Origin of the sequence: Glutamicibacter ardleyensis (assembly GCF_014644555.1) — a bacterium.
Lineage (GTDB): Bacteria > Actinomycetota > Actinomycetes > Actinomycetales > Micrococcaceae > Glutamicibacter > Glutamicibacter bergerei.
The window spans coordinates 85070-97002 of the sequence record NZ_BMKX01000012.1; the positions used below are offsets into that span (position 1 = coordinate 85070).

Sequence of the window (11933 nt, forward strand, 5' to 3'; positions counted from 1 at the left end):
AGCTAACATGGCCGAGTAAAAAGGTACTTTAGCGGGCCACGGACCTAAGAGTGACGAACAAGCCGAGTCATAACGTGTGCTTCCAGCGTTAGCGCTTGTGCGATGCAGTGGTTGACGGGCGTAATCTGGTGCTCATGAGTGAACAGCAAGATCTTTCGACACCAACGCCATCATGGGACCCCAAGACGCTGATCGTCGCTGGGGGACGCCCTGCGCATACTAACGATGGTCCGGTCAATCATCCGATTACCTTTACCTCGACCTATCACTCGCATGGTTTGGCGGGCGCGGGAGATCGTGTCTATGCACGATTCTCGAACCCTAGCTGGGATCCTTTCGAGGAAGTGTTAGGTCAGCTAGAGCAAGCAGATTATCCGGCTTTAGTCTTTTCCTCTGGGATGGCGGCCATCTCCGCGGCGTTGACTCTGGTTCCCGAGGGTGGCGTGCTTGTATTACCAAAACATTCGTATAACGGATCACTGGGCTTGAGCGCAGAACTGCAAGCGGCAGGCCGATTCACCGTCCGTCCGGTCGATGTCGCTAATACCGATGAGGTGCTCAGCGCGATGACTGGCGCCGACGTGCTCTGGCTGGAATCTCCAACCAACCCTATGTTGGAAGTCGCGGATCTTCCTGCCTTGTTGGCCGCGGCGAAGGCCGCAGGAGTGTTGAGCATTGTGGATAACACCTTCGCCACACCCCTGCTGCAACAGCCGTTGACCTTAGGGGCAGATCTAGTGGTCCATTCGGTGACTAAGTACCTTTCGGGGCATTCGGATTTGATCCTCGGCGCGGTAGTCACCAGCGATGAACAATTACGTAGCAAATTACATGGGCACCGCACCTTGCATGGTGCTATTGCCTCGCCGATGGATGTCTTCTTGGCTTTGCGTGGTGTGCGTACGCTCTCGGTGCGAATCGAACGGTCTCAGGCAAACAGCCAGATCTTGGCCGAGCGTCTTGCGGAGCACTCAAAGGTGACCTCGGTGCGATATCCGGGGCTGCCCTCTGATCCCGGACATCAGCGCGCTACCGAGCAGATGAGTGGTTACGGATCGGTGATTTCCTTTACCGTAGGTGCAACTGCCGCTGACGCGGACAAACTCATCGATGAGCTTGCCTTGATTACCGGTGCTACCTCACTGGGCGGGGTAGAAACTCTGGCTGAGCGCAGAGCCCGCCATGCTAATGAACCTGACAGTGTTCCTGACAATCTGATTCGCCTCTCGGTAGGCATCGAAGCGGTAGAAGACCTGTGGCTAGATCTTCATCAAGCCTTGGAATTGATCTGAAGACTCGCTCAATAGTGGTTGCCTCGTCTACCTGCACAAAAGGTAGAGTGTAGACATGGGCTTAGCATTATTAATTGAGGCGTACATGATGTATGCGCTCAGCATTGTTGTTGGCATAATCGCCATCTGGGCATTAGCTGACTGCGTGCGTCACCAGGCGGCACGCTACACCCAAGAGGGTAAGCGCACCAAGGGCTGGTGGATGGCGTTGACCGGTGGTGCCACGATCATTTCGGTACTTACCGTGGTCTCCGGCCCGGCGAGCAGTGGAGGGTTCCTGCAGCTAATCTCCGCCTGTGTCGCTTGCGTGTACCTGGCTGACGTCAAGCCTGCGGTGAGTGGCCAGAGCGGCAACTGGTACAACTAATCCGGCTTTACAGATGAAACTTTTGACACCCCTAACTTCGCCAGATGAAGTTCGGGGTGTTATTTTTTTCCGAGGCAGCTTAACTTTCGCGCAGTAGTTGTGTGCGATTGGCTAGGATGGAGACTATGACCCATACTTTGATCTTGCTTCGCCACGGGCAGAGCGAATGGAACGAAAAGAACCTGTTCACCGGATGGTACGACGTGAACCTAACTGAAAAGGGTCGTGCCGAAGCCGCACGCGGTGGCGAGCTGCTGACTGAAGCCGGTTACAAGCCTGAGGTGCTACATACCTCGTTGCTGACCCGCGCGATCACCACCGCCAACCTCGCACTTGAGGCTGCCGGTCGCGGGTGGATCCCAGTGCATCGTGACTGGCGTCTGAACGAACGTCACTACGGTGCGTTGCAGGGCAAGGATAAGGCGCAAACTTTGGCCGAGTTCGGCGAAGAGCAGTTCATGCAGTGGCGTCGTAGCTACGACACTCCGCCACCGGCCTTGGACGATGCCTCGGAATTCAGTCAGGCTAACGATGAGCGTTACGCCGAACTAGGCGAGAACGCTCCACGCACCGAGTGTCTCAAGGACGTACTTGAGCGGATGCTCCCGTACTGGGAAAACGAGATTAAGTCTGACCTGTCCGCAGGGAAAACCGTCTTAGTCACAGCGCACGGTAACTCGTTGCGTGCGTTGGTTAAACACCTGGACGGAATCAGCGATGAGGCCATCGCCGGCCTGAATATTCCTACGGGCATCCCACTGGTTTACGAACTGGATGAAAACTTCCAGCCAATCACCGTTGGTGGAACTTATTTGGACCCAGATGCTGCTGCCGATGCGATCAAGGCTGTAGCGAATCAGGGCCGTAAGTAGTCCTTATTCGATTTTTTCTGTGGCGGACCGGTGCTCTCATTTTTCATGAAAGCACCGGTCCGCCTCGTTGTTTCTTAAGCCTAAAATCCAAATGAATGACAGGCTGTGAGCGAAACAACGCCACACGATTGTGTTTCTGGTATTAGTATGCTGTAATCTCCTATTTCGAATAGGCTCAATGGCTCACGTTAGGAATGCAATTCGTGGCAACTGATTACGATGAAGTCCGCCCGGACGTTGCCGAGGCGCGTAAGGCTTCTCTAGACGCGGTTAAGTCCGCAAACGCACCAGACGCCAAGAGCGTTGTGCGCGAACTCGACGAGGCCGATCACACCGACGGTATGGACCTGCCAGGTGCAGACCTGTCCAACGAGGAACTAACCGTTACGGTTGTTCCGCAGAAGGAAGACGAGTTCATCTGTGGCTCGTGCTTCTTGATTCGTCACCGCTCACAGCTAGTTCGTGAAGAGGGCAACGTAGGTTTCTGCGTTGAGTGCGAAGGCTAATACCCAATCTTAATATTGGTCCACTTCAGGTGAACCAAAAGTAATTAAGGGATGGAGCATCTACTGATGCGCCATCCCTTAACGCTTTAAGGCTCTGAATCGGCCAGCGAATAAGACGCAACATTAGGCAGTAACCATTCCAGCGTTCAATGCCGTGTCATCGACGCGTAGACCCTGCGTGGGCAACGGGCGCCTAGTGGGGGTGCATGGCCGGGAAATGGACCTACACGACCCTAGGGCGCATATCTTGAAGCTTGCCTTGGTCATCTTTCGTAAACGACTTTCCCTACGGCGCGCACGGGCAAACAAACGGCGGTGCGTGCTATCGGAATGAACCGAAAGCACGCACCGCCGTTGAATTTTAGGGTCCGAATGGATTGAGTTTAAAACTCGGCCGGATCCCATTCGCCGGTTACTAGGTAGGTCACCTTGCGGGCTACGGATACCCCATGATCACCGAACCGTTCAAGGTAGCGGCTGGTCAGCGAGACATCTACGGTGGTTGGCGCCGTGGCATCCCAGGATTCGTCAGCAATCACGGTGAATACGCTGGCGTGCAACCCGTCCAGCTTGTGGTTCAGTTCAATGATTGCCCTTGCGATCGCCAGATCACGGGTATCAAGCAGACGCCCTACTTCCTTGGCAATCTGAATATCTACCTCCGCCATCTGTGCGAAGGTCTCAGAAATCCGCTCCGGGATTGCGTGATTAGGGAAACGCAGTCGGGTTAGCTGAGCTAAGTGGCGTGCGAGGTCGCCCATGCGCTCCAGTGAAGCGCTCATGCGCAACGAACCAACAATCATGCGCAGGTCCGAGGCAACCGGCCCCTGCAAAGCGAGGGTGTCGATGGCGCGCTCGTCGAGCTGGTTCTGCAGGAAGTCGATTTTCGCGTCGGCCGCGATGACTTCCTGTGCCAGATCAACGTCGGCGTTGGCCAGCGAGTCCCAAGCGCGGTCCATGGCGATGGCCACTAGCCGGGACATTTCGATCAGCTCTTCGCCGATTTGCTGCAGATCTGCCTGAAATACCTTACGCATTGAAGGTCCTTTCGAGTTACGGAATCCTATGCCCCTGTTTTTGGGCATGGCGGAGGGTCTGCTTCCACCTTGCCAGCGGGTTATTAACGAATATCCCACGGAAAGTGAACGTTTGGTGAACAGCCTACAGAAAAGCGCTAATTAGCGTCATCTGGCACCTTCACCACGTGTCATGGAAGCTAGTCTAATAATGTGAACGAAGTGATTTCGACCCTGCTCGCCGGCCTGATCGGCTTGGCCTTGGGACTAGTTGGGCTGGCCGCCTACCGCTTTTCGCAGCGGCGTGCCTCCGGGCTTCCCGATGTTGACGAACCGATACTGCCCGAAGGTGCCGCCTCGGTACTATCGGTCATTGGCCGAGCGTTTGTGATCCTGGATGACGTGGACGGCGTGGTTCGTGCCAACCCTGCCTCCTATGCTTATGGTCTGGTACGCGGACACACGCTGGTCCATGAGGAACTGGCCACGTTAGTGCGTCAGGTACGCGCCGATGGGGTTATCGCCGAAAGCCAATATGAGCTGCAACGTGCCACCTTAGGTGCGGGACAACTAATCGTGCATGTTCGTGTGGCCCCGCTAGGCGAAGAATATATCCTGCTGCTAGCCGATGATCGCACCGATATCACCCGCACCGAGGCGATGCGTAACGACTTTGTGGCGAACGTATCTCACGAGCTGAAGACCCCGGTCGGTGCGATGTCGTTGCTGGCTGAGGCAATCAATGACGGCGCGGATGACCCGGTTGCGGTACGCCGCTTCTCTACCCGTATGCAAAAGGAATCTAAACGTCTGGCAGCTTTGGTCCAGGACATTATCGAATTGTCCCGGCTACAGTCCAGTGATTCGATCCTGCACGGTGAGGACGTAGCGATCGAATCGGTAATCAGTGAGGCTGTTGATCGCAATAAGCTACTGGCCGAGGAAAAGGGAATCAGCATTACCGTGGGTGGGAAGCTCGACGTGGCGATCCACGGCGACGGTGATCTGCTGATGACGGCCCTGCGTAACCTGATCGACAACGCGATCCGCTACTCGCCGCCAAATACTACCGTCGGGGTAGGGTTGCGTCAGCGCGATGGCTACGCACAGATTTCGGTCACCGACCAGGGCCCGGGGATCTCCGCCGAGGAACAGGAACGCGTCTTTGAACGCTTCTACCGGGTGGATGGTGCGCGTTCGAGGCAAACCGGCGGCACCGGCCTGGGGCTGAGCATCGTCAAGCACGTGCTCGCAAACCATGGCGGCGAAGTGTCGTTGTGGTCGCAGCCCGGACAGGGATCAACGTTCACACTCAGACTTCCCATAGTGGATGAAGAAGGGGCCGAGCCCTCGGAATTGGCCACCGATACGACGAATGATAAAGCGAGCGCCACAAGCGTGGCGGATCGTGAAGGAGAACGCCGATGACCCGCATTTTGATCGTCGAGGACGAAGAGTCGCTCTCAGACCCACTTTCCTACCTGTTGGAACGTGAAGGTTTTGAGGTGCGCATCGCCGACGACGGTATTGTGGCTGTCACCGATTTTGAGCGCCACGGCGCCGATCTGGTGCTGCTTGACTTGATGCTTCCCGGACAGCCAGGCACCGAGGTGATTCGGCAGATCCGCGCCACCAGCCAAGTCCCTGTCATCATGCTCACCGCCAAGGATTCGGAAATCGACAAGGTGGTGGGCCTTGAGCTCGGCGCGGATGACTACGTCACCAAGCCCTACTCCTCACGTGAACTCCTGGCTCGCATCCGTGCGGTACTTCGCCGTCAAGGTGAGGCCGAAGAATTGATCACCAATGTGGTCACCGCCGGCCCGGTACGCATGGACGTTGAACGCCATGTGGTCTCGGTGAGTAACGCCGAGGTAGCCATGCCTTTGAAGGAGTTTGAGCTGCTAGAAATGTTACTGCGCAACGCCGGCCGGGTACTTACCCGTGGTCAGTTGATCGATCGCGTGTGGGGCAGTGATTATGTGGGAGACACTAAAACTCTTGACGTGCATGTGAAGCGACTGCGTTCAAAGATTGAGGCGGATCCTGCGATACCGGAACACCTGGTAACCGTGCGTGGCCTCGGCTATAAGTTCGTAGCCTAACCACCCGAGCAACACCGAGAAACAACAAAGGCTTCGGTCTTCGACTGATTCACTCTAGGAGAGAATCGTCGAAGGCCGAAGCCTTTATTTATTGCTTGAATTGCTTAGTGGCCCGAGGTTGACTCGTGCTCGACCGGCTTCAGGTGCTCGGTAGTGGTTGAATCGTAACCGCCCGGAACGAAGTCACGGTATTCGGCGAGGGTGCCATCGACAACTGGAACGCTGAAGTTTACGTTTTCGCCGGCGGCGGTGAAGGTAGTCTCTGCATGCTCACCTGGTTTGACACCCAGCGAGGAGATGACTTTTTCGTTCTTGTCATCTTCAAGCTTGACGACCTGGTTGGCAGGAACATCGATGCTCACGGCTGCGGCTGAGCCGGCCTTGATCTGCACGCTGACTGCGCTATCTGAATCGTTGACTACCGAGCCGATGAGGCGAGCTTTGGAGTCGTCGGTGTTTGCGACGAACATCAGGTTGCGAACCTCGGCATTGGCAACATCAACATGGATGCCATCGGATGCGTTGTACTGGTCGGTAGTCGACTGCTGGTTGATGGCGCCACAGCTGGTGACACCGAATGCCAGGGCAGCCACGGCTAGGGACGTAGCGATACGACGTCCAGCGGTCATGCGTGCGGTGATCACGGCACTAACTCCTCGGTGAGAATAATGAGTTGCGGATTCGCGGCCATTTTCGGTGTTCCGCACCCAAGGCGCGGGGGAACACGAAGACCACGACTAGTACTAAGCCTAACCGTAATTCGGCTTAGAACGTGATTTAGCGACGTGCAACACATCGATTTCGACAAGTTGTAGTAGGTTGTTGCGGTTTGTGGGAAAGGGGTGGTCCGCTCAACCTGTTAACTTCATACCACGTTTCTCCCGCAAGTGGAAGAGGTTCTTCCGCGTCTTTTCGGGGTTATTTGGGCCATAGTGAAGATTTTCGCAAGCCTGCTCGTGGTAGACTGGGAGGTGGGAAAGGGGTTTATTCACATGGTTTTTGAGGTTGGCGAGACTGTTGTCTACCCGCACCACGGCGCGGCAATGATCGAAGAGATCAAAATGCGCAAGATCAAGGGCGAAGAGAAAATGTATCTCAAGCTCAAAGTGGCTCAGGGCGACCTGACCATTGAGGTTCCAGCAGAGAACGTTGATCTGGTTGGCGTGCGTGACGTGGTAGGTCAGGAAGGCTTGGACCATGTGTTCGATGTCCTTCGTGCTGAATTTACTGAAGAGCCGACCAACTGGTCGCGCCGTTACAAGGCAAACTTGGAAAAGCTAGCCTCCGGTGATGTCATCAAGGTGGCAGAGGTCGTTCGCGACCTTTGGCGTCGTGAGAATGACCGTGGCCTGTCCGCAGGCGAAAAGCGTATGCTCTCCAAAGCCCGTCAGGTATTGATCAGCGAATTGGCTCTGGCCAAGGACCTGGATGAAACCAAGGCAGAAGTTCTACTGGACGAAGTTTTGGCTTCCGCCTAAATTTTGTTAAGTCAGTAGCAGCAGATGCTTAAAGACAATTAACCGTGGGACGCCGCAAAGCGACCCACGGTTTAGTCATTTAATCAGTTCCGCGTTGCGCGATAGGCTGAGCCTCGTGAGCGAGCAACAAGAACAATCTGTAGCAGTAATCCTCGTGGCAGCAGGGACGGGAACCCGTCTAGGTGCCGGGATGCCCAAAGCGTTAGTGCAGGTGCGCGGAAAATCTTTAGCCGAGCACGCATTAGATAGCATGCTTTGTGTTCCTCAGGTCAAAGAAATTATCGTGGTGGTACCCCCGGAGGATTCCCGGCTGACCGAGAGACTATCCGGCTATCCGCAGCTGGTGCGCACGGTCCCCGGAGGAAGCAGCCGAGCTGCCTCAGTACGTAAGGGTCTTGCCAAGGTGAGCGCGGACGTCAGTCACATTCTGGTGCATGACGCTGCACGAGCCTTCGCACCTGTTGCCCAATATGAGTTAATCCTTGCTGAACTGGGTAAGCCCGGTGTGCAAGCGGTCATCCCTGCATTGGCGGTTACTGACACCATCAGTGTGGTGGCCAGCGACCCAGAGACCGGCAGTCAGATCGTGGTTCAGACCCCGGACCGAAGTACTCTGCGTGCGGTACAAACTCCGCAAGGATTTGCCGCGCAAACTCTGCTGGCAGCTCACTCACGACTGGATCATTACAGCCTTAAGGATTTAGAGCGAGTCACCGACGATGCGTCGATTGTTCGCGCCTGTGACATCGAAGTACATATTGTTCCCGGCGACGCGCGGTCACTCAAGGTCACCCACCCAGAGGATCTAGATGCGGTCAACCGGCTATTCGAGCCAGCACAGCGGAATCAACTGGAGCAAAACATGGTCATCCCACGTATCGGCAACGGCATCGATGTTCACGCGGTCAGCACCGATCCGACACGACAAATGTGGCTTGCGGGGCTGTTCTTCCCAGATGACATTGGGTTATCCGGGCATTCGGATGGGGACGCGGTAGCCCACGCAGCCTGCGACGCATTGTTCTCCGCCAGCGGTATAGGTGATCTAGGCACGCACTTCGGGGTGGATCGACCAGAATTTGCTGGTGCCAGCGGTGTGAGCCTGCTTGCAGAAGCCGCACGCCTAGTTCGCGAGGCGGGATTCGAAATTGGGAACGTCGCAGTACAGTTTGTGGCCCGCAGACCACGCTTCGCGGCCCGCCGCGAGGAAGCTAACCAATTGCTTTCCGACGTGCTTGGTGCCCCGGTGAGCGTCACCGCAACAACGAGCGACGGATTGGGCTACGAAGGTGAAGGAATCGGGGTCACCGCGTATGCCACTGCACTGGTCTATCCGGTGGTTCCAGAGGGCCAGTAGTCAACACTTCGATGCGTTCCTTATCGCATCCCTGCACAACCATGGGTTTCTTCGGATAACCTTAAAGATGTGAGCCTGCGATTTTATGACACCAAGACTGCGTCCGTACGAGACTTTAAGCCGTTAACCGACGGCGAAGTGAAGTTGTACTACTGTGGCGCAACCGTGCAGGGAATGCCGCACGTGGGTCACGTGCGTAGTGCTATTGCCTATGACATCTTGGTCCGTTGGCTCGAATACCGTGGATTTAACGTCACCACCGTGCGTAACGTCACGGATATCGATGACAAGATTCTGGAAAAGTCGGCGAACTCCTTCGCCGACGGCTTTACCGCTGATCAGCATTACCAGCCACGCGAAGCCTGGTACGCGCTGGCCTACCGCTTTGAACAAGAATTTGCTAACGCTTATGCGGCACTTGGGGTACGCAGACCAACTTACGAGCCACGTGCAACCGGGCATATTACGGAAATGCATGAGCTGATCGAAACGTTGATCTCCCGGGGGCATGCCTACCCGGCGACCGATCACTCCGGGGATGTGTACTTCGACGTGCGTTCCTTCGAAGCCTACGGTTCATTGACCCGACAGAAGATTGATGACATGCAGGCTGCAACCGACGCAGATCCGCGTGGCAAGCGGGACCCGCGTGACTTCGCACTGTGGAAGGGGCATAAGGAAAGCGACCCGATCACCGCATCATGGACCAGCCCATGGGGACGTGGACGTCCCGGATGGCACTTGGAATGCTCGGCCATGGCGGCTAAATATCTCGGTACTCACTTCGACATTCATGGTGGGGGACTAGACCTACGCTTCCCGCATCACGAAAACGAGTTGGCACAGTCAACTGCCGCCGGCCAAGGATTTGCCAACTACTGGATGCACAACGGCATGGTCACCTATGCCGGAGAAAAGATGAGCAAGTCCATTGGCAATACGATTTCTCCGGAAGAAATGTTGCAGTTGGCCGAAGCCCGAGTCGTTCGATACTTCCTGGGTCAGGCTCAATACCGTTCACAGTTGGATTACCGCCCAGACTCGCTGACCGAGGCAGCCGCCGCGGTAGAACGTATCGATACTTTCATTTCTAACGCTAACTACCGGGCAGCAAACACCGATAGCACGGTGCAAGCAACCTCGGTGCCCGAAGCCTTCGGTGCGGCGATGGACGATGACCTCAACGTGCCCATGGCGCTGGCCGCATTACACGAAGCGGTGCGCCGCGGAAATGCCGGGCTGGATGCGAATGATGACGCAATCGTGTTCGAAGCCCTCGGCCAGGTGCTGGCCATGACTGAAGTTCTTGGACTTGATGATGCACGTAGCAGCTCCAACGCTGCGCACAGCGCGGAAGCGGAAGTGTTAGACACTCTGATCCAAGCGCAACTAGCGGAGCGAACTCAAGCGCGAGCCGCGAAAGACTGGGCGCGTTCGGATGCTATTCGAGACGCGCTGGCTTCCGCGGGTATTACCGTTGCTGATTCAGCCGACGGTGCCCGCTGGACACTGACCAAATAACCGCACCCGCGGCCAATATAAGAATTTATAACAAAGGACAGATCAAATGAGTACTCCTCAAGAACGCGCGGGAGCGGTTCGTAAGGGCAAAAAGGGCCCAACTAAGGGCAGTGGCGGCAAGGGCCGTCGTTCCCTAGAGGGCAAGGGCCCCACCCCGAAAGCCGAGGATCGTCCTTACCACAAGGCATACCGCACCAAGGAGCTGGCCGAACGTGCTGCTAACAAGCGCACCGCAGCTAAGCGCAACGACCGCATCAAGGTTAATGCGGAAATGGTTACCGGCCGTAACTCGGTTGTTGAAGCTTTGCGCGCTGGAATTCCAGCCAAGGCGTTGCACGTTGCTATTCGTATCGAGGTTGATGACCGCGTACGTGAGTCGTTGAAGCTTGCTAACGAGCTTGGCATCCCATTGATGGAAGCAAACAAGGTAGAACTTGAGCGGATGACCGACGGTGCAATCCACCAGGGCCTCGCCCTGCAGATCCCACCGTATGAGTACAAGGATGCCGTACAGCTGGCACAGAAATCCGTGAAGGATTATGCCCGCGGCTACAAGCGCACCCAGCCACTGTTCATTGCTTTGGACGGTATTACCGATCCTCGTAACCTTGGCGCCATCATTCGTTCCGCCTCGGCCTTCGGCGCTGACGGTGTGATCATCCCAGAACGTCGCAGTGTCGGGATGACCGCTTCGGCTTGGAAGACCAGTGCTGGTGCTGCGGTACGCGTACCAGTTGCTAAGTGCAGCAACCTGACCAATGCCTTGAAAGAAATCAAGTCTGCCGGAATCTTCGTGATTGGTCTGGACGCTGGCGGCAATATGGATCTGCCAAATCTGGAACTAGCCACCGGTCCACTGTGCATCGTTGTCGGTTCCGAAGGTAAGGGCCTATCCCGCTTGGTTCGCGAAAATTGCGATGCGATCGTTTCGATCCCTATCGACTCCGCGATGGAGTCATTGAACGCTTCGATGGCTGTGGGCATCTCTCTATACGAGGTTTCTCGTTTGCGTAACGCCGAAAGCAAGTAAGCGCATAAATTACAGTTGGGCTGGTTTCCCCGTCATTTGACGGGGAAACCAGCCCAACTACTTTAACCGTGAGCTGCTTCATAAGAAACTTTTTTGCCAATTGCGCCAAGCTAAGAGACCGAATGCCCAAGAATTTCCCGGAAGCGCGGGGAACTCTGGATGAATAGCTGATGTAATGGACGATTTTGCGTTCACCCGCAAGACGTGTAGAGTTACTTCTCGCGCCGCTTGAACGGATTGCCCGCAAGGGATAGGAATTCAAGGGACGTGAACAAGTCGGAAACATCGAGTTGACAATAGTCAACAAGGTGGTAAGCTTGTAAAGTTGTTCCGGAGCGAAGCAGTCACCGAGTTTTGGTGGTTGTGGTGTCGAGAGTGTTTGTTGTTTG

Annotated in this window: 12 protein-coding genes; 10 read left to right on the top strand and 2 right to left on the bottom strand. The window is 55.7% G+C overall.

Features of this window, described 5'->3' with window-relative positions; genetic code table 11:
* Positions 1-134 precede the first annotated feature (134 nt).
* The 4 genes from IEX04_RS17335 (at position 135) to IEX04_RS17350 (ending at position 3037) form a co-directional block, all read left to right on the top strand.
* Positions 135-1292 (top strand): trans-sulfuration enzyme family protein, encoded by a 1158-nt coding sequence (locus IEX04_RS17335; protein WP_096256218.1) that lies wholly within the window; start codon positions 135-137, stop codon positions 1290-1292.
* Between the two features lie 55 nt (positions 1293-1347).
* Positions 1348-1659, top strand: a complete 312-nt coding sequence (locus IEX04_RS17340; protein ID WP_096256199.1) for a DUF2516 family protein — start codon at positions 1348-1350, stop codon at positions 1657-1659.
* A gap of 125 nt (positions 1660-1784) precedes the next feature.
* On the top strand, positions 1785-2531 hold the full coding sequence (locus tag IEX04_RS17345) for a phosphoglyceromutase (RefSeq protein ID WP_188687344.1): 747 nt from the start codon (positions 1785-1787) through the stop codon (positions 2529-2531).
* 203 nt (positions 2532-2734) lie between these two features.
* Positions 2735-3037, top strand: coding sequence for a DUF4193 domain-containing protein (locus IEX04_RS17350; RefSeq protein ID WP_096256197.1), 303 nt, complete (start codon positions 2735-2737; stop codon positions 3035-3037).
* 383 nt (positions 3038-3420) lie between these two features.
* Here the strand turns inward: IEX04_RS17350 and phoU are convergent, their stop codons facing one another.
* Positions 3421-4074, bottom strand: a complete 654-nt coding sequence (gene phoU, locus IEX04_RS17355; RefSeq protein ID WP_096256196.1) for a phosphate signaling complex protein PhoU — start codon at positions 4072-4074, stop codon at positions 3421-3423.
* Between the two features lie 192 nt (positions 4075-4266).
* On the opposite strand from phoU, the gene IEX04_RS17360 reads away from it, so the two are divergent.
* Positions 4267-5481 (top strand): sensor histidine kinase, encoded by a 1215-nt coding sequence (locus tag IEX04_RS17360; RefSeq protein WP_170947845.1) that lies wholly within the window; start codon positions 4267-4269, stop codon positions 5479-5481.
* Positions 5478-6158, top strand: coding sequence for a winged helix-turn-helix domain-containing protein (locus IEX04_RS17365; protein ID WP_096256195.1), 681 nt, complete (start codon positions 5478-5480; stop codon positions 6156-6158). The genes IEX04_RS17360 and IEX04_RS17365 overlap by 4 nt, the downstream gene beginning before the upstream one ends.
* Before the next feature lie 104 nt (positions 6159-6262).
* Here IEX04_RS17365 and IEX04_RS17370 read toward each other — a convergent pair whose 3' ends face one another.
* Positions 6263-6802 (bottom strand): hypothetical protein, encoded by a 540-nt coding sequence (locus IEX04_RS17370; protein ID WP_096256194.1) that lies wholly within the window; start codon positions 6800-6802, stop codon positions 6263-6265.
* 348 nt (positions 6803-7150) lie between these two features.
* On the opposite strand from IEX04_RS17370, the gene IEX04_RS17375 reads away from it, so the two are divergent.
* The 4 genes from IEX04_RS17375 to rlmB all read left to right on the top strand — a co-directional run bounded on the left by IEX04_RS17375 (position 7151) and on the right by rlmB (position 11544).
* Positions 7151-7636 carry a CarD family transcriptional regulator gene (locus IEX04_RS17375; RefSeq protein ID WP_096256216.1) on the top strand — a complete coding sequence of 162 codons (486 nt, stop codon included), beginning with the start codon at positions 7151-7153 and terminating at the stop codon, positions 7634-7636.
* A gap of 115 nt (positions 7637-7751) precedes the next feature.
* Positions 7752-8993: a 2-C-methyl-D-erythritol 4-phosphate cytidylyltransferase gene (ispD, locus tag IEX04_RS17380; RefSeq protein WP_096256193.1), complete on the top strand. Its 1242-nt coding sequence runs from the start codon at positions 7752-7754 to the stop codon at positions 8991-8993.
* A 69-nt stretch (positions 8994-9062) separates the two neighbouring features.
* Positions 9063-10514, top strand: coding sequence for a cysteine--tRNA ligase (cysS, locus tag IEX04_RS17385; protein ID WP_096256192.1), 1452 nt, complete (start codon positions 9063-9065; stop codon positions 10512-10514).
* Between the two features lie 46 nt (positions 10515-10560).
* Positions 10561-11544 (top strand): 23S rRNA (guanosine(2251)-2'-O)-methyltransferase RlmB, encoded by a 984-nt coding sequence (rlmB, locus tag IEX04_RS17390; protein ID WP_096256191.1) that lies wholly within the window; start codon positions 10561-10563, stop codon positions 11542-11544.
* Positions 11545-11933: the final 389 nt, after the last annotated feature.